The 23,617-nt window shown below is 47.3% G+C and carries 18 protein-coding genes and 1 riboswitch; of the genes, 8 read left to right on the forward strand and 10 right to left on the reverse strand.

Annotated elements, in window-relative coordinates:
* Positions 1-93: 93 nt before the first annotated feature.
* The gene (locus tag WBJ53_RS24120) at positions 94-1,068 is read left to right on the forward strand and encodes an NADPH:quinone oxidoreductase family protein (RefSeq protein WP_338870953.1); all 975 of its coding nucleotides are present in this window, start codon (positions 94-96) and stop codon (positions 1,066-1,068) included.
* Positions 1,069-1,280: 212 nt separating this feature from the next.
* Positions 1,281-2,156, forward strand: coding sequence for an HAD-IIA family hydrolase (locus WBJ53_RS24125; protein ID WP_338870955.1), 876 nt, complete (start codon positions 1,281-1,283; stop codon positions 2,154-2,156).
* Positions 2,157-2,238: 82 nt separating this feature from the next.
* Here the strand turns inward: WBJ53_RS24125 and WBJ53_RS24130 are convergent, their stop codons facing one another.
* The 3 genes from WBJ53_RS24130 to WBJ53_RS24140 all read right to left on the reverse strand — a co-directional run bounded on the left by WBJ53_RS24130 (position 2,239) and on the right by WBJ53_RS24140 (position 6,286).
* On the reverse strand, positions 2,239-3,507 hold the full coding sequence (locus WBJ53_RS24130; RefSeq protein WP_338870957.1) for a glycosyltransferase family 4 protein: 1,269 nt from the start codon (positions 3,505-3,507) through the stop codon (positions 2,239-2,241).
* Positions 3,508-3,579: 72 nt separating this feature from the next.
* Positions 3,580-4,929: a nucleotide sugar dehydrogenase gene (locus tag WBJ53_RS24135; RefSeq protein WP_338870958.1), complete on the reverse strand. Its 1,350-nt coding sequence runs from the start codon at positions 4,927-4,929 to the stop codon at positions 3,580-3,582.
* A 562-nt stretch (positions 4,930-5,491) separates the two neighbouring features.
* Positions 5,492-6,286, reverse strand: a complete 795-nt coding sequence (locus WBJ53_RS24140) for a CpsB/CapC family capsule biosynthesis tyrosine phosphatase (protein ID WP_338870960.1) — start codon at positions 6,284-6,286, stop codon at positions 5,492-5,494.
* A gap of 187 nt (positions 6,287-6,473) precedes the next feature.
* Between WBJ53_RS24140 and WBJ53_RS24145 the strand changes: the two genes are divergently transcribed.
* Together WBJ53_RS24145 and WBJ53_RS24150 are read left to right on the forward strand one after the other, a co-directional pair.
* Positions 6,474-7,427, forward strand: coding sequence for an NAD-dependent epimerase/dehydratase family protein (locus tag WBJ53_RS24145; protein ID WP_338870962.1), 954 nt, complete (start codon positions 6,474-6,476; stop codon positions 7,425-7,427).
* A gap of 568 nt (positions 7,428-7,995) precedes the next feature.
* The gene (locus WBJ53_RS24150; RefSeq protein ID WP_338870964.1) at positions 7,996-8,616 is read left to right on the forward strand and encodes a type II toxin-antitoxin system HicA family toxin; all 621 of its coding nucleotides are present in this window, start codon (positions 7,996-7,998) and stop codon (positions 8,614-8,616) included.
* A gap of 68 nt (positions 8,617-8,684) precedes the next feature.
* Here WBJ53_RS24150 and WBJ53_RS24155 read toward each other — a convergent pair whose 3' ends face one another.
* The 4 genes from WBJ53_RS24155 to WBJ53_RS24170 all read right to left on the reverse strand — a co-directional run bounded on the left by WBJ53_RS24155 (position 8,685) and on the right by WBJ53_RS24170 (position 11,128).
* Positions 8,685-9,332 carry a response regulator transcription factor gene (locus tag WBJ53_RS24155; RefSeq protein WP_338870966.1) on the reverse strand — a complete coding sequence of 216 codons (648 nt, stop codon included), beginning with the start codon at positions 9,330-9,332 and terminating at the stop codon, positions 8,685-8,687.
* A 94-nt stretch (positions 9,333-9,426) separates the two neighbouring features.
* Positions 9,427-10,245: a sensor histidine kinase gene (locus tag WBJ53_RS24160; RefSeq protein ID WP_338870968.1), complete on the reverse strand. Its 819-nt coding sequence runs from the start codon at positions 10,243-10,245 to the stop codon at positions 9,427-9,429.
* Entirely contained in the window at positions 10,215-10,736 is a 522-nt protein-coding gene (locus WBJ53_RS24165) for a hypothetical protein (protein ID WP_338870970.1), read from the reverse strand. Before WBJ53_RS24165 ends, WBJ53_RS24160 begins: the two co-directional genes overlap by 31 nt.
* A gap of 176 nt (positions 10,737-10,912) precedes the next feature.
* Positions 10,913-11,128, reverse strand: a complete 216-nt coding sequence (locus tag WBJ53_RS24170) for a hypothetical protein (protein ID WP_338870972.1) — start codon at positions 11,126-11,128, stop codon at positions 10,913-10,915.
* Between the two features lie 479 nt (positions 11,129-11,607).
* Between WBJ53_RS24170 and WBJ53_RS24175 the strand changes: the two genes are divergently transcribed.
* Positions 11,608-12,162 (forward strand): fasciclin domain-containing protein, encoded by a 555-nt coding sequence (locus tag WBJ53_RS24175; protein WP_338870974.1) that lies wholly within the window; start codon positions 11,608-11,610, stop codon positions 12,160-12,162.
* A 72-nt stretch (positions 12,163-12,234) separates the two neighbouring features.
* Here the strand turns inward: WBJ53_RS24175 and metH are convergent, their stop codons facing one another.
* Positions 12,235-16,413 (reverse strand): methionine synthase, encoded by a 4,179-nt coding sequence (metH, locus tag WBJ53_RS24180; protein WP_338870976.1) that lies wholly within the window; start codon positions 16,411-16,413, stop codon positions 12,235-12,237.
* A gap of 108 nt (positions 16,414-16,521) precedes the next feature.
* Positions 16,522-16,636: riboswitch (SAM riboswitch) on the reverse strand.
* Between the two features lie 154 nt (positions 16,637-16,790).
* Between metH and WBJ53_RS24185 the strand changes: the two genes are divergently transcribed.
* Positions 16,791-17,678: a phosphatase gene (locus WBJ53_RS24185; RefSeq protein WP_338870978.1), complete on the forward strand. Its 888-nt coding sequence runs from the start codon at positions 16,791-16,793 to the stop codon at positions 17,676-17,678.
* A 264-nt stretch (positions 17,679-17,942) separates the two neighbouring features.
* Here WBJ53_RS24185 and WBJ53_RS24190 read toward each other — a convergent pair whose 3' ends face one another.
* The gene (locus tag WBJ53_RS24190; protein WP_338870979.1) at positions 17,943-19,010 is read right to left on the reverse strand and encodes a nitronate monooxygenase; all 1,068 of its coding nucleotides are present in this window, start codon (positions 19,008-19,010) and stop codon (positions 17,943-17,945) included.
* A gap of 123 nt (positions 19,011-19,133) precedes the next feature.
* On the opposite strand from WBJ53_RS24190, the gene WBJ53_RS24195 reads away from it, so the two are divergent.
* Positions 19,134-20,561: an adenosine deaminase gene (locus WBJ53_RS24195; protein ID WP_338870980.1), complete on the forward strand. Its 1,428-nt coding sequence runs from the start codon at positions 19,134-19,136 to the stop codon at positions 20,559-20,561.
* A 185-nt stretch (positions 20,562-20,746) separates the two neighbouring features.
* On the opposite strand, the gene WBJ53_RS24200 is transcribed toward WBJ53_RS24195, so the two are convergent.
* The gene (locus WBJ53_RS24200) at positions 20,747-22,324 is read right to left on the reverse strand and encodes a M81 family metallopeptidase (RefSeq protein ID WP_338870982.1); all 1,578 of its coding nucleotides are present in this window, start codon (positions 22,322-22,324) and stop codon (positions 20,747-20,749) included.
* Between the two features lie 283 nt (positions 22,325-22,607).
* On the opposite strand from WBJ53_RS24200, the gene WBJ53_RS24205 reads away from it, so the two are divergent.
* Complete coding sequence (locus tag WBJ53_RS24205) at positions 22,608-23,597, forward strand: amidohydrolase family protein (protein ID WP_338870984.1); 990 nt, start codon at positions 22,608-22,610, stop codon at positions 23,595-23,597.
* Positions 23,598-23,617: the final 20 nt, after the last annotated feature.

Genomic DNA, 23,617 nt, shown 5'->3' on the forward strand with positions numbered 1-23,617 from the left:
TCAGGTTGATTGCCTAAAGATAGTACTTTCGTGCTGAGCCTGATACGGTTTCTCACTGATCCGTAGTGCAAACTCCTGAACCAACTCCATAGTATGAAAGCCATTTTATGCAAACAGTTCGGCCCACCCGAGTCGCTTGTTCTCGACGAGATACCATCGCTCAAGGCTTCAGCCGATCATGTCGTTATCCGTGTAAAAGCCTGTGGCGTCAATTTCCCCGACACGCTGATGATTGAAGGTAAATATCAGTTCAAACCGCCGTTTCCATTCTCGCCCGGTGGCGAGGTGGCCGGTGTTGTTACCGACGTGGGCGAGGGCGTCAGACACCTGAACGTGGGCGACAATGTATTTTCGCTGACCGGGCACGGTGGTTTTGCCGAAGAAGTGATTGGCAAAGCCGCCACTACCCTACCCATGCCTGCTGGTATGGATTACGTAACGGCCGCATCGACCATGTATACCTATGGCACCTCCTATCATGCGCTAAAAGATCGGGCGGCTCTACAGCCGGGCGAAACCTTGCTGGTGCTTGGCGCTGCGGGTGGAGTTGGGCTGGCAGCCGTTCAGTTAGCTGTGCTGATGGGCGCGCGGGTTATTGCGGCTGCATCAAACGATGAGAAACTAGCTATTTGTCGGCAGATGGGCGCATCTGAAACTATTAATTATAGCACGGAAGACCTGCGCGAGCGTCTGCGCGAACTTACGAATGGCAACGGTGTCGATGTTGTCTATGATCCTGTTGGCGACCAGTATGCGGAACCCTGCATCCGTTCGCTGGCCTGGAAAGGGCGCTATCTGGTAGTTGGTTTTGCGGCCGGTTCAATTCCTAACATACCGCTAAATCTGGCCTTGCTCAAAGGAGCCTCCATTGTTGGTGTGTTCTGGGGAGCCTTCGCACAACGTGAACCTCGCGTTAGCATGGCCAATTTCCAGCAGATTTTGACCTGGATCGAAACGGGTCAGCTCCGGCAACACATTTATCGAACCTACTCACTGCCCGAAGCTCCCCAAGCCCTCCGCGCCCTAATGAACCGCCAGGTTATCGGCAAGGCCGTAGTAGTTATGTAGTTGATTGGTCATTGGTCATCTCCTACCTCTAATGACCAATGACTAATCCGCCAATGCCCACTGACAAATGACAAATCTTTTGCCAAAAAATATTATTTCAGCAGGATTAGGCCGTATTTTTGCGAATACCCTTCATAGAAAATAAAAATATTCTCTTGTGAATCAGTAATTTCTACAGCTTTCGCTGGCCGATTCGCTTATTCCCAACGTCTATGCAACTTGACGATTTCCGAGAAGTAGCCTCTAAATACAAAGTCATTTTTTTCGATGCATTTGGCGTTTTGAAAAATTATGAGGGCGTTCTGCCTGGCGTCGAAAATACCTTTAACTGGCTCATCGAAAACGGAAAGGAATTTTATGTGCTTACTAACGATGCCTCCCGTGGACCGCAGGAACTGGCCGAGTCGTATTACCGACAGGGCTTCTATGCCATTACGCCCGAACGGATCATATCGTCGGGAATGCTGGCCCGCGAATACCTCGACCTGAAAGTCAATCACGGCACGGTAGCTTATCTGGGTACCGAAAGTTCGGCGCATTATCTGGAAACCGCCGACTTGAAAACGCTTCCAATCAGCCAGGTCGATCTGGCCGATATTGACGACATCAATGCGCTGGTTTTGCTCGACGACGAAGGCTACGATTGGAACACTGATCTTAACAAAACAGTCAATCTGCTGCGTAAACGCAATATTCCGGTCATTGTCGCCAACACCGACGAAACCTACCCCGTTTCAAAAACCCGCATAGCCATTGCCATTGGAGCCGTGGCCGAAATGATCGAAACAATCGTTGGTAAAAAATTTATCCGCTTCGGAAAACCCGATGCGCAATTGTTCATGTTCGCCTATGAACGGCTCGAAAACGTGGTTCCTCGTGGTATTGAAACTCCTCAAGATGGCCATGTCAGCAAGCGGGATGTGCTGATGGTAGGCGATACTCTGCGTACCGACATTCTGGGCGGGAATAAATTTGGGCTGGATACGATGCTGGTTCTGACGGGCAACACACAGGCAAAAGACGTCGACGTTCAAATTTCCAGTACCGGCATTATTCCAACCTACATCTGCGAATCGGTTGTTTTTTGAGGGCACACCCGAAAACACCAGGTCTAGCCGAACCGGCCAATAAAGACATTGGGGAACCAGATTAGCCAGCTCCCCAATGTTATTACTCTACCACACCTGCCGGGGTCGTAATCGGTTCGTCGGCAGGCTGACTTTTTCGGCCAAACTTGGGGGCCAGCAACCGGTCATAAAATCGGAGCAGTTTACCCCGCTCGTGCGCCCAGGATAATTCGCTGGCAACCCGTTGATACCCAAATTCGCCCATGTCGAGCCGAATTGTTTCGTTATCCAACAGATAGGCAATCTTATCAGCAAAATCATCGATATCGTTTGGCCGCGCATACAGCGAAGCCTTTTGCGCAGAGAACCGGCCTTCTTTCAAATCGAACTGAACGATTGGTTTTTTCAGGGCCATGTATTCCATGATTTTGTTCATGGTCGACAGGTTGTTCATCTCCGTAGGTCGATCCGGGTTTACGCATACGTCGGCCGTGTTGAGCACTTCGAGCAGCAGATCGTCGGGAATACGACCGTAGAAATCGACATATTCGGCTACGCCCAGCGTTTGAGCCAGCATTTTCATTTCGTCCAGGCTGGTGCCTCCACCAACAATAGCAAACTGAATGTCCTGTCGAAGGGCCACTAGTTTCTGTACGGCTTCGAGCAAGAGATCAATTCCTTCGGTTTGCGCAATCACGCCCAGATAGCCAACCAGATACCGGCGTCCTTTTTTGTAGGTATCGTTTCCCGGCACAATACGCAAGCGCTCCAGTTTAGGGCCACTCCGCACGATTGTTACATTCTCGGGTTTCATTTTGCCCCGCCGAATTGCAATTTCCCGGTATGATTCGTTGGTGGCAATGCTGGCATTGGCAACGCCATAGGTTATGCGCTCGAACAACAGCATCAACCGGTAGAAAAAATCTTTCTTATCGAACTTGGCCAGATAAAATTCCGGGTTGATGTCGTGATGATCGAATACATAGCTCACCCCAAGCAGTTTGAACGGTAGTGCTACCGTAAAGATCAGATCGGGCGGATTGCAACCGTGTATGACATGAAACCGTTTCCGGGCAAAAATCTTAATCGCATACCAATACCACCAGAATATGGATGTGCCATATTCAACCAGATAGCCCAGCGCCCCAGAGGCTTCGATGGGCAATGGATGGCGGTAGATGTCGATACCATCGAGCTGTTGGAAGGCGGCTGTGTAGCCTTTCATCTTTGGACAGATGATGCTGATTTCAGCACCGGCTTCGCGCAGGGTAGTTGCTTCCTGCCACACCCGCCGGTCGAAGGGAACGGGCAGGTTTTCGACAATGATCAGAATATGTTTACCGGCTAGGTTTTCGTAATTGGCTGTATTCATAGGTATAGTTGGCGCTAACAATAGTGACCACAAACGCCCCTATTGATTCATAAATTCTGGGTGATAGCCCTACTAGCGAAAAGTGAGTTGAGCGGGCGATTCGGCCGCTTCCTGCGACCAGTTGATGCCAATGTACTGGTTACGGGTATCGACATCGGTCGCAATACGAACCAGATCCAGAATAACTTTATCGGTCACGTTGCCCAGTACGTGTATAAACTCAGCCTCTTTAGTGCAAACGACCAGCACATCGCTCCAGGCCACCAGTTCGCTGGCATCCTGTACCAACAACCGCGACAGGTGCGGAATGTGTTGATCGATGTATTCTTTGTTGGTACCGGTTAGCTTCGAAGTATGAACGTTTCGGTCGTAGATTTTCAGCGAAAAGCCTTTACCGAGCAGTGTTTCGGCCAGTTCAACCGCCGGGCTATTCCGTAGGTCGTCGGTGCCTGCCTTAAAACCGATTCCCAGAAACCCAATGTTCCGATGACTATGCCGCATCAGAATGGCAATGGCCCGCTGCATCTGAATTTCGTTGGTTCGATGAATGCTGTTGATCACCGGAACCTGCAGATACAGATCATGCGCCAATGTTTGTAATCCCTTCAGGTCTTTGGGCAGGCAGGAGCCGCCATAAGCAAATCCTGGTTTGAAATAATAGCTGGAGATATTAAGCTGCTTGTCTTTACAGAAAATATTCATCACTTCGTGGGAATCGATACCCAGCGAAGAACATATATTACCAACCTCATTAGCAAACGAAATCTTGAGTGCATGGTACGTATTGTTGACATACTTCATGATCTCAGCGGTTTTTGTTTCGGCCACGATCAGTTCGGCAGGCAGCTCTTCGTACAGGCTTTTCACTATAGCCCCGGCCCGGTCAGACTCTGTCCCGATCAGGGTTAGTGGCGGATGATAATAATCGTATACGGCTGTTCCTTCGCGCAGAAATTCCGGATTGCTAACCACCGCAAAATCTACATTATGGGTTTTACCCGTACGATCTTCAATCATGGCCGCAATCTTGTTGCAAGTGCCGGGCATTACGGTCGAGCGGAGCGCAATAACATGGAATCCGTCTTTTTCGCGCAGCACATCACCGAAATGTTCGGCCACCTTCAGAATATAAGCCAGATTGAGATGCCCCTGTGCCGTGGTGGGTGTTCCAACGGCAATAATCGACAGATCGGTATTTAGGATAGCTTCCCTAAAATCGGTTGTAGCCCGAATGCGTCCCAGCAGATGCTGCGTGGCAATGATGGCGTCTATGTCCTTTTCGACAATGGTTGCCCGCCCTTCATTAATCTGACCAACTTTAGTTTTGTTTACATCGACGCCCACGACCTGGTGACCATTCTGGGCAAGACAACCAAGACTGACGCATCCTACGTAGCCTAGTCCGAAAATACTGATGTTCATGTTTACGATCAGGTTGATTAGTAATCCATTGCGTTAAACGTCATAGAGTTGTGCAATTCGGGGCGATTTTGCTTAATCCTGCACTTGTTAGCAGCCAGCCCATTCAGAGAAATCGCACGAATCGATATTTATATACTGTATAAACAATAACGGATCATCAGGTATCCAATCCGAAATATTTGCACTAATATAGTAAACTTGTATTTATAAAAATAAATAATCAGTAACTAATAGTTAAATTTAATCAAATGGCTTATTGTTTTTCACTAACGAGCTTTACAACTGTATTATTCCAATAATATTTACCTCAAAGAGTGGTATAAGGCAGTATGAAGAACATGGTTCAGCTATAAGCGCACCCTATACAGCACGCTAATTACAAAAACGAACAGCCACCAATATTTACTTAATAGAAAATTGATAAATATAAAGTACCCATTACTTGTCAGTTTTAGACAATAATGTATTTTTGTAGAGCATGTAACGCCACGGAGAAACAGGATACGGATCGTTTCCTGTTGTGCTTAAGAAGGAGAAATAGCCACTAAGAAAGGCGGGTTATTTATTGCTCTGGCTGCAGGGTATTGGTTTTGAGTAAGGACTCATTCAGCAGAGGCTGTTTGCGTAACAGTTCATAGTCTGAGGAGCTAAACAGAGCAGAGAGAGAATTCAGATCGTTTGGGCGATGCATATCGCTTCCGATAAAATCGACCCATCCTTTTTTGAGTAAGAAACGGGCCTGAGCCTGGGCGCGCTCACCATACCGCCCCGTAAGAGAGGCCCAGTTTAGTTGAAACAGGCAGCCTTTTTCGTGTAGTTGTGCAAGGGTAGCCTGATCGTCAAAATAAAAAGAGTAGCGTTCAGGGTGAGCCAATACGGGTGTATAACCACGGGTCTGCATTCGGAACAGCAAATCGTCGAGCTGACGGGGAGCAGCCGCCCAGCCTACTTCGAACAGTAAATAACGAGCCGAACCAAACGTGAGCAGATCGTCGTCAGTCAGAAGAGCCGGAAAAAACTCATCGAGCAGATACTCAGCCGCTACTTCAATCTGGAGGGGCAGGTCATTTTCGGCAGCCAATGCCTGGAGAGTTGCCTGGGCCGCCCGTAATGTAGCCGACTCGGTAGGATACCAGTCGCGACTAACATGGGGGGTTGTAATTACTTTCTGGATTCCCCAGGCAGCCAGTTGTTTCAGGCAGGCAAGTGCCTGCTCTTCGTCTTTTACTCCGTCATCTATACCCGGCACCAAATGGGAATGCATATCGACCCGCCAAAAGCAGGGGTCGACCAGATCCTCAACTGCCGAAGCAGAGCGCCAGGAAATCGTTTGACGAATCGTTTGCCAGAAACCCATAATCTGTTAAAGCATAAATGTAGCCATGCCTGGTGATTTTGCCAAATATTCAAAACTAACACGGTTTTTGATACAAACCTACCGTAAAATTTAGATTAGATAAATTTGAACATTGCATCCTTTCTACTTCTTAAACATTTTTTTATACTAAAAATTCCGGTGGTTCACCTTACTCGCATTTCCAACTATGACAATCTTACTTACAGGTGTTGCTGGTTTCATTGGGTCACACTTAACCGAGCATCTTTTAGCCCTCGGTCATACCATAATTGGGCTAGATAATTTTGATACCCAATATAATCCCGATCGAAAACGTCTAAATGTACGCTCATTTACGGACCATCCAAACTTTTGCTTTATAGAAGGCGACATACGCGATCAAATGGCACTAACTGATCTGCTACGCCGGTCTGCTTGCGATACTGTTGTTCATCTGGCCGCACGAACCGGTGTTCGCGACTCGGTTCACGAACCGGCTCTCTGCATCGATGTCAATGTAAACGGAACGTTGTCGCTTCTGGAAGCAATGAAGAAAACCAATACCCGGCGTCTGGTCATGGCATCGTCGTCGTCTGTATATGGAAACTCAACAGTTGTACCCTTTCGGGAAGAGGATGATGCCAATCGGCCACTTTCGCCCTATGCTATGTCGAAACGCTCAGCGGAAATGCTGGCCCATACCTATCACCATTTGTATGGGTTCGACGTTGCCTGCCTTCGCTTCTTTACGGTTTATGGCCCTCGCCAGCGACCCGAAATGGCCATTAGCCGATTTACCGAAAAAATGTATGAAGGGCAACCCATTACACTGTATGGCGATGGCAGTACATCCCGCAACTACACCTATATACACGACACCGTTTTAGGAATTGTTCGCGCTATGAACCACCTCAAAGGGTTTGACCTGTTAAATATTGGCGGTTCGGCTCCGATAAGTCTGCGCGATCTGGTTAAATTAATTGAGCGGGCAGTGGGCAAAAAAGCGGTTATCGACTGGCAGCCTAACCAACCGGGCGACGTTGTTCAGACCAGTGCCGATCTTCAGCGTGCCCGATCCAGAATTGGCTATCTGCCTTCGGTACCAATTGAAGAAGGCATTCATCGCTTTGTACGCTGGTATCAACAAAGCCTGTTTTATTAGTAATCTGAGCTGGTCAATTCTGGTATGTTTATTGTTCATGAATGATTAAGTAGTTTCCTTACTTTTAAGTAAAAATAAACTAAAAATCATGGACTAGCATTCTTACTAACCAAAACAATAGTACATTTGCCGCTCCAACTTTTGGCATCCGCACCTGATTAACTCTCTTTTGTAACCTTTTTCAATGTAAATAGCCCGTAAACGGCTGCTGATTTCTATGCCCAGGCAGGAAAGAGCATTGCGTGTTTAAGTAACTCTGGTTTTACTAACCAATTGGTTTATAGGCTTAACCCACTAAACAACTGTTCCGTTTTAAGCAACTATGAAACTAGCATCATTACCAACATTAAAAAAAAGAGTACTTATAGACGGATTCTCCATACAAATAAATCAACTATCTTATTCCAAGAATCATTTACAAAAAATACATATTCTATCTTTTAAATATTTTTTTGTTTACATTTTTAAAAAAGAAATACTAAAAAATTAACTAAACGGACTTTTTTGTCTAAGATCAGTAAGTATATTTACACGTCTATCTTATCAGCCACGAACCTACTCAATACTTATGAAGACTACAGTACTCTCCGGGCTCCTGCAGGAGAAGGGATGGCGAATTGTTGAGCAGCATACCCATCATTGCCTCTTCGGTCATTCTATTAAAAACCATGCAGTAAGCTTTATTATCCCAGTTGCCAGTACGGAAAATATTCCCAATGGAACCTTAAATGCCGTTCTCCGCTCAATCAGTAAAGTTGGCTCCAACTCCCATTGGACAACTTCCATCACTCAATCCAAATCGCATAACGTAGTCCTGGAAAAGCAGGGCAAATCCATTTGGGGGCGGCTTGAGACCCAGAGCCTGCTGGCCACTACGCGTGGATGTAGCGTAGAGGATGTTATGGCCCGGTTAAAACTATTGCTGATTGATACTGCTACCGATGGACACATCTGCTATCGGTCGATTTTCGAATCTATCGTTTTTGAACCCGTCTACGACACTACGGCCGTTTGGGACCTGTTTCGGCAACTAAAGGCCAATCAAATAGCCGGAGACGCGGGGATAGACATGGAATCAATCAGCCGGTTTATGTCTGGAGCTACTTTCCCCTCTGTTGAGCAGGCTGCTCGTCTGGAAGCCTCCATTCATGCACTGGGTCGCCAGTTGATGCAACTGTCGATCCGCTAATTCGATCAGTCGTCTGTCTTTTTCTTCGCTGAAAGACAGACGACTTTTGAAAAACCGGGCTGGCTGGTTCAGAGTTCAACTAAGCCATTGCGAAACGCTTCGATCACCATACCGACCCGGGTTTTCACGCCCATTTTCTGAAACACAACCTCGCGATATCCATCAACGGTTCGTGGGCTTACGCACATCTGGTCGGCAATTTCAGTATAGGTCAATTCGCTACAGGCCAGCTTCACAAATTCCTGCTCCCGACCATTGAGGGCAAACATCGAAGTAGACCCTTCGGTGTCGGATGCATTTAAATTGTTGATGAGCTGCGACGCCAGGAAATCGGAATAGTAATAGCCTTTTGTACTGATCGCATCCAACGCCAGCCGAAACTCGGCCGGTCGGCAACCTTTTAATAAATAGCCCCGCGCTCCATTGCGTAACATCCGCACCACATACTCTTCCCGGTCGTTCATGGATAGCGCCAGTACCCGTATGGTAGGATACAGTTTACGAAGTTGAAGTGCTGTTTCGAAGCCATCCATTTCGGGCATGTGCAAGTCGACTAAAGCAATATCGGGCAGAGGCCCACGTGCTAATTGTTCCAGCAAATCGCGGCCATTTTCAGCGATATACAGCACTTCATAATCATCTAATTTATTGATCAGATCGGCCAACGCTTCAGCCATCAGATGATGATCGTCGGTAATGGCAATAGAGGTGGGCATAACTAATGGCTGTAGAAGGGTGAACTCAATTGAAAAGTACGCCCTTATCCCATTGCGCACAATAGCCAGTTATTTGTTTTTTTTATATGGCCATTTATTCGTTGAATACCTCCGTTTGGTAGCGTGCTAATTTAATTTCGATTCGGGAACCTTTACCTGGCAGACTAGAAATGCTACAGGTTCCCTTTAGCAAGCTAATTCGGCGGTTCAGGTTTGTTAAACCGGCTCCCGACTCATCTACTGACCTGGCCATTACTTTCTCTAAATCAAACCCTTGGCCGTCGTCGGCAATCGTCAGGCAAAATACATCCGATCTATAATCCACGTCAACAACCAGTTTATGAGCACGGGCATGTTTGAGCGCATTGTTTAGCAGCTCCTGGGCCATTCGAAGCAGAACAATTTCGATTTTTTCGCCTAACGGATAAGGTTCGCCCTGAATGGTCAGGGATGTTTGCATGCGGGCAATCCGCTGAATACGATCGAGTTCGAGTTTTAAACTGGAGAGCAGGCCAAAGCGTCGAACCGTGTCGTGATCGAGTGTTTTTCCTAGTGTACGAACATCGTCAATAATTGTTTTGACCAATTCACGAACCTGATTAACAGAGCGTTGCGCATCGTTGCCGGCCACTTCATCTTCCAGGGCATTCAGCCGCATAAGTGCCACTGTAAGCAGTTGCCCTATGTTATCGTGAAGATCCTGCCCAACTTGCTGAAGTGTTTGATTCTGAATTTCGATCTGCGATTGGAGCAATTCCCGCTGATATTCGTTCCTGATTTCTTCTTTCTCACTTAAGTAACGATGATATTGCCGCTGGTGCATCAACACAAATAAGATGGGCGCTAACGTTACTAAAAGCAAAAATCCTGTAGCAATAATGACTATCTGAACCTCCCCTGCGAGCTCCTGCATTGAAATCCGATGAAAAAGTAAATACACATCACCAGAAAAACTACATTATGAATTCTCCAGATTATGCTAATATCAGCATAATGCCGATTGATTAAGGTATTAAAGGTCAGGAAAATAAAAAAGTTACTGGCATAGTAAGTAAAGATACCGTTAACAAACCAGAAATCCGGAACATAGAGTATGTTTTCTTTAGGCTGGTTGCCTAGTTGTTTGGCATAATAAAGCAACCCATATATGGTAATTAATAGCCCTATCAAACCAAATGATATACTGTCGAAGGTAGCCTGAATGGTAGCTGGTTGCACATGATTAAGCGAGTAAATCTGAAAAATCATGACAATAGACAGGATAATTACTCTCAGGGTAGTAGACGAATAGAGTTTTGCAAAGTAGAGTGAAAGGACAAAGTAGGACCACGAAAAATTTAGCGAATAAACAAACAGGTTATCGAACATCAGTTCGTTCAGCAGGTTCGCGTATCCATTAAACATGAATTGTACCCACAGGTAATATATGATAAAGTCCTTCTTCCACCGACTCGTCATAACAAAAGCGATGACGAGTAACAGCAGAGGAGGGACTGTATCAAGATAATCGATTGATCTTCGGAAAATATACCACATTTCAGGCTGAAACAGGGACGTTAATATGTATTGGCAACGGGCACTTACCCACAACCGGGTGGTCTTGGGCAACCATTGACTTCATCATCCGTTAGTTTCTGACCAGCCATGTCTTCACAAAAAGCGATGACACGTGCCGGAAATGTTTTGTTTTGTCCCGGATCAAATACCAACTGAACAACAACATTCCCGCTGTCGGGACCCGGATCATTGTTGACCAGTTCTTTCAGGTCGTTTTTGTTAAATACAAATTCTAACATAGTAGTCTGGTATGAAAAGAGGGTAAGTATTGATCCAAACTACACGCTAGTGCTGCAATTAAAAAGGGTATTTTCCCCTGACCACTTCGCAAACCAAAGCTAATCTACTGTATATCAGCCCTCTGCAATTTACAATACGGGAAAATCCCCGTATCAGAAACCGTAAAATTCCCGTATGCTTTTGGGCTCATTTCCCATACCTCAAAAGTAAGAAAAGAACCAAATTTGTATGGCTGATTTATCCGCATATCCACTCCAAGGAACTAACCACAGGATCGTTTCGCCGGGCACTTGCCCGGCGATTTTTTTTGCAAAGATCTAGCTTGACAATCAAACACTTACCCTTAGGGAGCATTTTTCTTAAGTAAATTTCCGGCTTCTGTAAATCCAAACTCAGCACTGCCAGCGTAAGTTCTTTTGTGTTGATCGATCACACAAACCATTCAATTTCAATCATTTATTTCATTTGAACTTACGACATGAAAACGTTCAAACTTTTTTTTTCGCTACTTATTTTGTTGATGATCGGTCAACGTTCATTTGCTCAGGAGAAAACGGTAACTGTTGGTGGAGCTCCTATGTATCCATCAAAGAATATTATTGAGAATGCCGTAAACTCCAAAGATCACACTACGCTTGTGGCAGCCGTCAAGGCTGCGGGGCTGGTCGAAACGTTGTCGGGCCCAGGTCCCTTCACAGTATTTGCGCCTACGAACAAAGCCTTTGACAAACTCCCAAAAGGTACTGTTGAAACGCTGGTAAAGCCCGAAAACAAAGCTACACTGACCGGTATCTTAACGTACCACGTTGTATCGGGTAAAATGAGTGCCGAAGACCTGATGAAAGCCATTAAAGATGGCGGTGGAAAAGCAACACTCACTACGGTTGCCGGTGGTACGTTGACAGCGATGCAAAAAGGCAAAAAAATTGAATTGACTGACGCCAAAGGTGACGTAGCAACGGTTACAATCCCGGATGTTTTCCAGTCCAATGGTGTCATTCACGTAATCGATACGGTGCTATTGCCAAACTAATAGCCTGGAAAGCAATCGGCCTGGGGAATAATTCTCCAGGCCGATTGTTAAATGTTGGGCAAGCATTCTCGATTACGCATCATAGCTCAGCACCGGCGCCAGCCAACGTTCAATTTCTTCAACTGGCATATTTTTCCGTAGCGCATAGTCGAACACCTGATCTTTGTTGATCTTACCAACAGCAAAATACTTCGACTCAGGGTGCGAAAAGTAAAAACCGCTCACCGACGAAGCCGGATACATCGCATAACTTTCGGTAAGCTCGATGCCGATCTTGTTAGCATCGAGCAAGTCAAACAAGGTTCCTTTTTCGGTATGATCGGGACAGGCCGGATAACCCGGTGCCGGACGGATTCCCTGATAGGTTTCTTTGATCAGTTCGTCGTTTGTGAATTTCTCACCAGTAGCATAGGGCCAAAACTCCGTCCGAACCCGCTCATGCATCCGTTCGGCAAATGCTTCGGCCAGCCGGTCGGCAAGGGCTTTCACCATAATGCTGTTATAATCGTCGTGCTCGCGTTCGTATTTATCGAGCAAGGCCTCAATACCAATACCAGCCGTTACGGCAAAGCCGCCAATGTAGTCCTCCCGACCACTCTCCAGAGGAGCAACGAAATCGGAAAGGCAAAAATTAGGCAGTCCGGGTGCTTTCTGGTTCTGTTGCCGCAGGAAGTGAAGTACGGTTTTGGTATCATAAATCAACTCTCCGGCCGGACTTACTACCGTCTGCGACTGGGCACGGCTAATCTTATATTCGATGTGCCGGTGCGATCCGTGCCGTTCGCACGGAATATCCCGAATCTGCTCTTCAAACTCGTGCAGAATCACATCATCGTCGGCCGAATTAGCCGGATAAAACCCAACTACGGCTTTTGCCTGCAACAATTTTTTATCAACGATTTCCCCTAAAAGCCGGTTAGCATCGTCGAACAACTGACGTGCTTCTTTACCAACAGTAGCATCCTCAAAAATAGCCGGATACTTACCATGCAACTGCCAGGTTTGGAAGAAAGGGGTCCAGTCGATATAGTTCACCAGTTCGGCAATGGAATAATCATCGAAATAGCGATTCCCCAGAAAAGCAGGTTTGGTAGGCTCAAAATTGCTCCAGTCTATCGGCGTACGGTTATTCCGTGCTTTTTCGATAGTCAGACTGGCTTTTTCCTGACGCCGACGGGCGTGGTCTTCACGTAATTTGGCGTATTCGGTCTTAATGCTTTCGAAAATCTCCTGACGTGTTGCCTGTTGTTCACTTATTAGCCGACCAGCTACCGGCACACTCCGGCTCGCATCGAGCACGTGAATAACGGGGCCCGAATAATGCGGATCGATCTTAACAGCCGTGTGCGTCCGGGAGGTAGTGGCACCACCGATCAGCAGCGGTAGCTTGAACCCCTGCCGCTCCATTTCTTTGGCTACACTCACCATTTCGTCGAGCGATGGCGTAATCAAACCGCTCAGCCCAATAATATCGACATTGTGTTTACGGGCTTCGTCCAGAATTTTCTGGGTTGGCACCATCACGCCCAGGTCAATAACTTCGTAGTTGTTACAGCCCAGCACAACCCCAACGATATTTTTACCAATATCGTGAACGTCGCCCTTCACCGTAGCCAGCAGAATTTTCCCGGCTGGCCCCCCAGCCCCCAAAGAGGGAGCATTTAGCTCACCCAGGATTCTGTCGAGAATTGCCTCTAATTGGTTGGTAACCTCATAATTTGTAACTCGAATTACCCGAAATCCTTCCTTATTTAACCACTGGGTTCTTTCTGCATCGGAAACCTGATGATCGGGAAGTTGATGAATCAATCCATCAACTTCAACAATAAGGTTCTGAGCCAGACATATGAAATCGGCAATATATGGGCCGACAATATGCTGTCTGCGGAATTTATATCCTTCCAACTTTTTCCCACTAAGGGCATTCCACAGAATATCTTCTGCTTGTGTCGGCAATTTCCGATTGTTTAATACAAACTCTTTCAGCAATCCATAAAGAATTGGATCGGCCGTTTGGTAATGATAAGCCCCCTTTGGGGGTTTGGGGGCTTTCTCCGCTTCAATAAATGGGGTGAGATAGGCAACCGCTTTTTTCATGACCCGTGCCGATTTCACAACCTGCGGCAGAAACATTTTTCCTTCGCCAAACAGATCGCCAACTACGTTCATGCCATCCATCAGCGGCCCTTCGATCACGTGCAGTGGGCGTTCGACCTGAAGCCGGATTTCCTCAACGTCCTGATCGATATAATCAGTAATTCCCTTGATGAGCGCATATTTTAGCCGCTCCCGAACCGGCTCGTTTCGCCAGCTTTCGTCCTGAACCACCGCCTTGCCTTTTGCCTTAACGGTTTCGGCAAACTCAACCAATCGTTCGGTAGCATCGTCGCGACGGTTAAGTAATACATCCTCACAGCGTTCCAGCAGATCTTTTGGAATGTTGTCATACACCTCCAACTGACCAGCATTCACGATGCCCATATCGAGTCCGGCCCGAATGGCATGGTACAAAAAGGCCGAGTGCATCGCTTCGCGCACCACATCGTTTCCCCGAAAGCTGAACGATATATTCGAAACACCACCACTCACTTTGGCCAGCGGCAGGTTTTCTTTGATCCAGCGGGTAGCGTTAATGAAATCGACCGCATAATTGTTGTGCTCGTCAATACCAGTAGCCACAGTCAGAATATTCGGATCGAAAATAATATCCTGCGGAGCAAAGTTAACTTTGTCGACCAGAATCCGGTAGGCCCGTTCGCAAATCTCAATCCGTCGCTCATAACTATCGGCCTGGCCGTTCTCATCGAAAGCCATCACAACCGTAGCCGCTCCGTATCGTTTAATAAGTCGGGCGCGTTCAATAAACGCTTCTTCTCCTTCTTTCAACGAAATGGAGTTAACAATTGCTTTACCCTGTACGCACTTCAGCCCTGCTTCAATAACCTCCCATTTCGATGAGTCGATCATGATTGGTACGCGGGCAATATCGGGTTCCGACGCAATCAGGTTGAGGAAGGTAGTCATGGCTTCGACCGAATCGAGCATCCCTTCGTCCATATTGACGTCGATAACCTGCGCCCCTCCTTCAACCTGGCCACGGGCAATACTCAGGGCCTCGTCGTAATTGCCTTCCTTAATGAGCCGGGCAAACTTCTTCGAGCCAGTTACGTTGGTCCGCTCGCCAATGTTCAGAAAGTTGGTTTGTTCCGTAATTTTCAGCGGTTCCAGACCACTTAGTTTCTGGTAGGGGTCGGGCTTAGGTAATGGCCGGGGCCGGTATTTTGCGGCAGCCTGCGCAATAGCCTGGATATGATCGGGCGTGGAGCCACAGCAGCCGCCAACAATATTGACGAACCCATCGCGAATAAAGCCTTCGACCTGAGCCGCCATACTCTCGGGCGTTTCGTCATACTCACCAAATTCGTTGGGCAAACCTGCGTTAGGATAAGCCGATGTAAAAAATGGAGCTTCTTTGGCGAGTGTCTGAATATAGGGCCGCATCAGTTCGGCACCAAGCGCACAGTTCAGGCCAACACTTAACAACGGCAGGTGCGATACCGAATACAAAAAGGCTTCGGTAGTTTGCCCCGACAATGTTCGGCCCGACGCATCGGTAATAGTACCCGACACCATGATGGGTAGTGGCTCTTTCCCTTTATCGACAAAATACCTGTCAATGGCAAACAAAGCTGCTTTGGCATTGAGTGTATCGAAAATGGTTTCGACCAGCAACAGGTCGGCTCCTCCCTCAACCAGGCCGCTAACCTGCTCATAATAGGCATCTACCAGTTCGTCGAACGTTACGGCGCGGTAGCCCGGATTGTTTACATCCGGCGAGAGCGAGGCTGTTCGGTTAGTTGGGCCCATAGCACCGGCAACAAACCGTGGTTTTTCGGGCTCCCGGCTAGTCACTTGCTGCGCTACCTCTTTCGCAATACGGGCCGATTCGTAGTTCAGTTCATAGGCCAGCGCTTCCATATGATAATCGGCCATGGCGATGGAAGTGCCGCTGAAGGTATTGGTTTCGATAATATCGGCCCCTGCTTCCAGATACTGTTTATGAATTTCCTGAATGATCTGCGGTTTCGTAATCGAGAGCAAATCATTATTTCCTTTTACATCGTGTGTATAGTCTTTAAAACGCTCACCCCGATAATCGGCCTCAGTGAGGTTATAGCGCTGAATCATTGTTCCCATGGCACCGTCGAGAACAAGAATCCGCTTTTGTAGAAGCTCAGTAAGTAGTGTCAAGCGATATAAAATTTACAGCATATAGTCTAACCAGACTACCGTCTATGTAAGTACTCATTCGTCAAAAAGAGAGGCTTATCAGATACAGGCGAAGGAAGCAGTGATGCTAACTTATCTGTCCCCAAACCAGTGGGGTGGAATGCGGCACCATTTCCACTTTTTCTTAAGTGGCTGGTTGCCAAGACATCGTAGGGTCCAGTCCCTCCGTCTTTCTTGATAAGCAATCAGGCAAAGATACAGATTCTAACCATTGTCGCCAAAAATACGTTACTTTTGGACGAAAGAGAAAACAGGTGAAGACCTAAAACCGCAACTCCTAAACGGATGAATCTCGCATTCATTTAACCTGCTGCTCTTTCAATCTGTCTTATTTTGTCATGAAACTAGCTGCCATCGATATAGGTTCCAATGCAGCCCGTCTGCAAATTTCTACTGTACTCCATAATGATAATGTCGTGAGTTTCAAACGGGTCGAATATGTTCGATTTCCGCTCCGGCTGGGTCACGATGTATTCAATTTTGGTGAGCTCACACCCGAAAGTGAGGCCCGAACCGCCAAGCTGATGCAGGTCTATAAGTTATTGATGGAACTGCACGAAGTAGAAGACTACATGGCCTGTGCAACATCGGCCATGCGCGAATCCTCAAACGGCCACGATGTTGCCAAACGGATTGAAGCTGAAACCGGCATAAAAATTCATATTATCGACGGCCAGAAAGAAGCCGAACTGATCAATAACGTAGTTGTTCAGGCGCTCGACGACCAGCAATTTCTGCATATCGACGTGGGGGGGGGCAGCACCGAGTTGAATCTATACAAAAACCGGCAAAAGATTAATTCCAAATCGTTTAAAATTGGATCGGTGCGATTACTGGAAGGCAAAGAAACCAAAGGAGCCTGGCGAAAAATTGAAGATTGGGTCGAAGACAATATCGATTCGACTGAAGAACTAATTGCCGTTGGTACGGGTGGTAATATTAGCAAACTGTTCAATCTGGCATCTAAAATATCCGAAACAGAAACCACTCGCGCCGAAATAGAACGCATCCGTAATTACATTGCGGGCTTCGACCAGGAAGATCGCATCAACAAGTTGCGCCTGAATGCCGACCGCGCCGATGTAATTGTACCAGCCGCCGACATTTATATTTCAGTGATGCGCTGGGCCGGTGCCAATAGAATTATTGTTCCTGATCTGGGGCTGAAAGATGGGATTATCCAACTGGTTTATGCTCAGTTGAAAAAGCGGAAGCATTTGCCCTAAAACATTCTCTATGACTCGATTTGAACTTTCTCAAATCGAGTCATAATTGGTCTTATTTGCCATCCCGGCCGGCTAAACTATAATTGAACCTGTTTAAACTTTTGCCTTTTTACCACAGAGAACCACTTCTGCTTAGCGGGCTTTGCGTATAATCTTTGCGTTCTCGGCGGTAAAAAGGAACGCATTTGATGATTATTCCAGAACGTTTAAACAGCCTCATTGCTTTCGGACTCAAACAGAAAGATGTTGTTCGAGTCAATTCTATCAATCCATCTGGAGACGTTCTGTTTCGGCAATCAGTTCGTCGAAGATCTCACCCGTTGGTTTGGCTTTGGTAGTAGAAGCCGACTGACCTGCCCACATATTCGTGAATTCGGCGTTATTCTGGCTTTGAGCAACTGCCCGTAATTGGGTTGTTATGCTGTTCTGAATCGGATAGGCAGGAATAGCCAGCCCCGAGCGATCGACCGATTCCATAAATGTATTGATAATTCCGCGCGCCCATCGTCCAGAAAATGAACGGGTAAGCCTTGTATCGGTCTCAGTTGCTCTCAAGATTCGATCTTTATAAGCAGCAATGGCTTTACTTTCAGGGCTTGCAATAAAAGCGGTTCCGATCTGAACCCCGGAAGCTCCCAGCATCATGGCGGCTTTTATCGTCGTGCCGTTGTAAATTCCACCCGCGGCCAGCAATGGCTTCCGTACCTGACTAGCTACCTGCGGTAGTAAGGCCATCAGCCCAACCATTGGCAGCGAATCGGTAGCTAAAAATGATCCCCGATGCCCGCCCGCTTCAATGCCCTGAATGGTTATGGCGTCGATATTCTTTTCGCTCATAAATTGGGCTTCGGCAACCGAGGTAGCGTTGGCAATCAGCCTACTGCCTGCTGCTTTCAGCCGCGCCATCGATTCGTCGTCGATGATGCCAAATGTGAAACTAACCACCGGAATTTGTTCCCGAATAAGGACCTCAATCTGCTCCTGATAAGCATAGAACCGTAGCGTTTTCAGATCAACAGGCTCATACGGCAACTGATGCGTATAACAAAAATCACTAAGATACACCTGCATGGCTTCGGCTTCGGCAACGTCGATGGATGGTATATCATGAGCAAACAGATTGACGGCAAACGGCTTGCTAGTCAGTCCTTTTGTTTGACGAATCAGATCTGATGTCTGTTGTGGCGATAGCCCACCTACGGGTAGCGACCCCAATCCTCCCCGATTCGCAACAGCAGCCACCATAGCTGGCGTTGTCACGCCAAGCATTGGAGCCTGTACAATTGGATACTTAATCGACAGTAAATTTGTCAGTTCATTATTCCAATTCATGATTAGAATTCCGCTAGTATTCTGCCGAACAACGTTTATTTTGGCATCAGAAGTTGGTGCTATAGCGGGAACGCTTCCGGTTACCTCCCGAGTTCATCAATACAGACTACTCCAACCAAGTTTATGATTCTACGAATCGTTACAACCGCTTTTGTTCTTGTCGGCAGCATCGGCAGCTATGCCCAAACCGTAAATGCCTATTTTGAAACCATACGGGACAACCATGCGGCTTTAACGGCGTTTTTCTCGCAGATGCCCAAAGGTGGCGATCTGCACCATCATTACAGCGGGTCTATCTATGCCGAAACGTTTATCAGTTACGCGATCGAGCATGATTATTTCATTAACCGTAAAACCCTGAAGGTGTCGGACAAACAACTCAGCGACGACTGGGTTACGTTCTCGACCCTTCGGCGTGAAGGCACGTTAGCCGACTATCGGCAAAAGCTCTTTCAAAAATGGTCGGTGAAAGACTATAACCATGTCGATTACCCCTCCGACAAACTGTTCTTCGAAACCTTTTCCAATTTCGGTATTGTGAGCCGGGCCGACCTGGACAAAGGGCTTCTGGAAATTAAGAATCGGGCCATCAAGGAAAATGTCAGCTATATAGAAACCCTTTTTGTTAATGTTCCCTGCGAAACAGAATTGGGCGAACTGACAGCATTCGCAAAAACATTACGGAACCAGCAGACGAGCCACGATACAGTTGCCTGCCTGAACTTATTAGACTCACTATATACGATCATTAAGGCAAACGGTATACGTGAGTGTGCGGTTACGTATAATCGGGAGAAACTCGCCCGGTTGCATCACGACCTCAACATCGACGACGCTCGTTTTACGATGCGTTATCAAAGCTATGTCATTCGCACCCTTGACCCCATTGAGCTATTTAAAAGCATGATTGCGGCCTTTGAATCGGCTACCGATAGCCCACTGGTCGTTGGCGTGAATCTGGCTGCACCCGAAGACAATGAAGTGGCTATGAGTGACTACTGGCTGCACATGGTCATGTTCCGTTTTTGCCATACCAAATACCCGTCCGTAAAAATTTCGCTACACGCGGGCGAGTTGGCTCTGGGTCTCGTAAAGCCGGAAGAACTAACCTGGCATATTAGTTCAGCAGTTCATCTGGCCGGTGCCAACCGAATCGGACACGGTGTCGATATCCCCTATGAAGCCAATTGCTATGACTTGTTGCGCTATATGCATCAGCAGAAAATTGCCGTCGAAATCAACTTATTTAGCAACGAATTTATCCTGAAAATAAAAGACGATAAGCACCCCATCAGCCTGTATAACGACTTTGGCGTACCTATCGTGATTTGTACCGACGATGCGGGTGTGCTCCGCAGCAACCTGACCGATCAGTATGTACTGCTGGCCAAACGATATAAATGGGTTTCGTATACCGACATCAAACGGTTCGTATTCAACAGCATTACGTATAGTTTCATTGAAGAAGAATCGGTCAAAAAAGCACTGCTTGCCGACTTGAATCAGCGCTTTATTCGGTTCGAAAAATCCATTCCAGCAATTCGGAAATAGGCTATCGTTGGTAATGAAGTTGTTGAAACGTTCCAGATTCTGTTAAAACGGAGAAGCTTTTTGTGGTGCTGAGGCATGACAAAATCACTCAATGTCCTGGCTAACCCTGAACGTTTAAAGAGCTTCAACAACAAATTGAGACGTTGGCCTAAGTAATTGAGTTAATGACTATTACTCGCTCAATTTTACCGAGCCTCGCCCGACATCGGCACCCATTTGGCCGACAAATCCGGGGTTTTCATGTCTTTGTCGAACGGAAACATGGGCCGCTCGATGCGTTTATACGGCAACCGGAACAAATCCTGATCGACACCGCCAGGTGTAAGTGCCATAATCCAGTCGGCTCGCATGGCATATAGTTCGGGTTCGAGATAGCCGATTTTCACAACCACTATATCCGATTCGCGGGGCTTTAGACTCAGGCGGGTGAAATCATTTTCCTTGTGATAGGGCTTCCGTTTCTGGGTGACAATTATATGCACGCTACCCACGTTCACGACCACTTCCACCTCGGCATCTTTGTCGCCTTTCACGATAGCTTCAACCGTACCTTTTAACTTTACCGGTGGTGCAAAACGCGCATCGACGTTAGCTCCTGCGGTTCCTTCTACCTTACCTCCAACGCCAGCGGCAATAGCTTTTTTCACTAATTCCGGATCAGGAAGCGAGGCATAAATTAAGGATGGGCCATCGGCCCGCTGAAACTCCGGGCGATTCAGAATCTGCGTCAGTGTCCAGGTAACATCGCCAGCACCACCCGCAGTTGGGTTATCGCCCGTGTCGCTGATAAAGAACGGATGTATTGGGCTGGCAAGCGCTTTGGCCAGACACTGCTCCAACGTACCGACCGGCGCCACAAAATCGAACTGCGACCGAACATCCCAGAAACTGCGCGCCAGTTTTTCGGCCACCTGGGTAACTTTCTGCTTATCGTCGCCGGTAACCATCACGGCGGCATGATTGCGTGGTTCATCGGCCCAGGCATACCCAATCCAGATACCAGCATCAACAATACCTTCCTGCTTGTCGGCTAGTGGTGCTACCTGCTGATACAAACTCTTACCAGGTTCAATGCGGGTACTGGTTTTCTCTCCCGGCAACAGAATTGGCACGGTTATCAGCGCTTTATAGGCCGGTTTCCCTTTACCGCTTTTGATGCGTTCGAGCAAATTCACAACAGCCCGCTCTTTAGTCTGCATGGCATCTTCATGAGGAGCCATACGGTAACAGGTCATCAGATCAGTGTTCTGAGCCAGTCGCCAGGATACGTTACCGTGCAAATCCATTGAGGTAGAAATGAGCGTCTTATACCCAATTACCTGTCGAATTCGGGTAATCAGATCACCTTCCGGATCGTCGAGTCCCTTCACACTCATGGCCCCATGAATGTCGAAATACAGGCCATCGTAGGGCGCATATTTTTTGAGCGAATCCAGCATCTTATGAACCAGCGATTCGTAGGCTTCACGGGTTACGGCTCCGCCCGGCAACGACTTCCCCACAACTGTTGGAAACCAGGCGGCCTTTTTGCGCAAAGGCGATATGGGCATCATAAACGGATAGGCATTGAACACCTCAGCACTGTAGCGGGCATGAAAAGCTTCTTCGTGCGTGACGGCAGGCGAAAACGTACTGGATTCGATCCCTAATCCAGCAATGGCAATTCGGGGTAAGTTCGTCTGCTTTTGGCTTGCAGACGCCTGGCCCAATGCCCAGCCAGCGGCAAAAATCAATGCCGCACATCCTAACATGATCTGTTTCATGCTCACAAGTTAATCTGGCTACGAAACACCGGCAAATCGCACCCGGCTTTTCTTTTGGCTTTCTGTGTTTATTAACCCATAATGCACCCCGGTTTTTACCTACAAAAAACACGACAATGTATACCAAAACAAACAAAGAGGCCCAACTGGCTATAATGAAGCTAAACAAACCGTAAAATTTCACAAAAAACCCTTTATGTATATTTTACATAATAAACCTTTGTGTAGTTTTGATAGCGAGAATCGCTATTAACATATCGACGTACCCAAATCGTATTATCTCATGAAAACCTTTACGCTGGCAATAGCGGGCCTACTTGTCGCGGGCTTTTCATTTGCCCAGACCACCCCACCCAAACGGCCGCTTCCTATCATCGACGTGCACGTACACGCGATGAAGGTAAATCCGGGTTTTGCCATTGAAATGTGTCCCTGGTTTTTAAGAGACATGCCAGGTGGAGACCCCAATCAGCAAATGCGGGCTTTCCTCAATACTGAATGTGTCGATCCGCTACAACCAGCCAAATCGGATGCAGAGATGGAGAAAGCCGTACTGGAAACGATGGAGCGGCTCAATATGACCATTGTAGCCTATGGCGATCCGCAGATTCTGCACCGATGGAAAAAAGCGGCTCCCGACCGGGTAATTCCGGGTATTGGCGTCAGCTCGCCCGATGAAATGAGTGTTAAAGCATTTACCGACTCGCTATCGTCGGGCTTTTATCAGGTTATGGGCGAAGTAGCTCCCCAGTACAGAGGGCTTTCACCGAGCGATATGAGCCTGGACGAATACTTTGCAGCCGCCGAAAAATTGAATATTCCCGTTGGTATTCACATGGGAACGGGCGGCAACGGAATGGCCAATATTAACCAGGGCAAGTATAGGGCCTCGCTGGGACGACCATTTCTGCTCGAAGATATGCTGGCCCGGCATCCGAAACTGAAGATTTGGGTAATGCATGCAGGCTACCCAATGATCGACGAGATGATTGCCCTGATGGGAGCCAATGCCTACGTATACGTCGATCTGGCGGGTTTTATCTGGAGCTATCCTCAGGCCGAAATCCATGCGTACCTCAAACGACTGGTGCAGGCTGGTTTTGGCAAACGGATATTATATGGTACTGATTTTATGATGTGGCCAAAGTTATTTGAAACTTCCATCAGCGTAATCGAAAATGCTGATTATCTATCGTTCGATCAGAAGCGGGATATTATGTTCAACAATGCCGTTCGCTTTTTCCGGTTAGATCCCAAGAAGTTTAAATACTAGCTCAGATAGGGGCAGCTTTT

This window comes from Spirosoma sp. SC4-14 (assembly GCF_037201965.1).
GTDB lineage: Bacteria > Bacteroidota > Bacteroidia > Cytophagales > Spirosomataceae > Spirosoma.

Coding starts and splice junctions, on each gene's coding strand:
- WBJ53_RS24120 (WP_338870953.1), top strand. CDS start 94: ATGAAAGCCATTTTATGCAAACAGTTCGGCCCACCCGAGTCGCTTGTT.
- WBJ53_RS24125 (WP_338870955.1), top strand. CDS start 1,281: ATGCAACTTGACGATTTCCGAGAAGTAGCCTCTAAATACAAAGTCATT.
- WBJ53_RS24130 (WP_338870957.1), bottom strand. CDS start 3,507: ATGAATACAGCCAATTACGAAAACCTAGCCGGTAAACATATTCTGATC.
- WBJ53_RS24135 (WP_338870958.1), bottom strand. CDS start 4,929: ATGAACATCAGTATTTTCGGACTAGGCTACGTAGGATGCGTCAGTCTT.
- WBJ53_RS24140 (WP_338870960.1), bottom strand. CDS start 6,286: ATGGGTTTCTGGCAAACGATTCGTCAAACGATTTCCTGGCGCTCTGCT.
- WBJ53_RS24145 (WP_338870962.1), top strand. CDS start 6,474: ATGACAATCTTACTTACAGGTGTTGCTGGTTTCATTGGGTCACACTTA.
- WBJ53_RS24150 (WP_338870964.1), top strand. CDS start 7,996: ATGAAGACTACAGTACTCTCCGGGCTCCTGCAGGAGAAGGGATGGCGA.
- WBJ53_RS24155 (WP_338870966.1), bottom strand. CDS start 9,332: ATGCCCACCTCTATTGCCATTACCGACGATCATCATCTGATGGCTGAA.
- WBJ53_RS24160 (WP_338870968.1), bottom strand. CDS start 10,245: ATGCAGGAGCTCGCAGGGGAGGTTCAGATAGTCATTATTGCTACAGGA.
- WBJ53_RS24165 (WP_338870970.1), bottom strand. CDS start 10,736: ATGTTTAATGGATACGCGAACCTGCTGAACGAACTGATGTTCGATAAC.
- WBJ53_RS24170 (WP_338870972.1), bottom strand. CDS start 11,128: ATGTTAGAATTTGTATTTAACAAAAACGACCTGAAAGAACTGGTCAAC.
- WBJ53_RS24175 (WP_338870974.1), top strand. CDS start 11,608: ATGAAAACGTTCAAACTTTTTTTTTCGCTACTTATTTTGTTGATGATC.
- WBJ53_RS24185 (WP_338870978.1), top strand. CDS start 16,791: ATGAAACTAGCTGCCATCGATATAGGTTCCAATGCAGCCCGTCTGCAA.
- WBJ53_RS24190 (WP_338870979.1), bottom strand. CDS start 19,010: ATGAATTGGAATAATGAACTGACAAATTTACTGTCGATTAAGTATCCA.
- WBJ53_RS24195 (WP_338870980.1), top strand. CDS start 19,134: ATGATTCTACGAATCGTTACAACCGCTTTTGTTCTTGTCGGCAGCATC.
- WBJ53_RS24200 (WP_338870982.1), bottom strand. CDS start 22,324: ATGAAACAGATCATGTTAGGATGTGCGGCATTGATTTTTGCCGCTGGC.
- WBJ53_RS24205 (WP_338870984.1), top strand. CDS start 22,608: ATGAAAACCTTTACGCTGGCAATAGCGGGCCTACTTGTCGCGGGCTTT.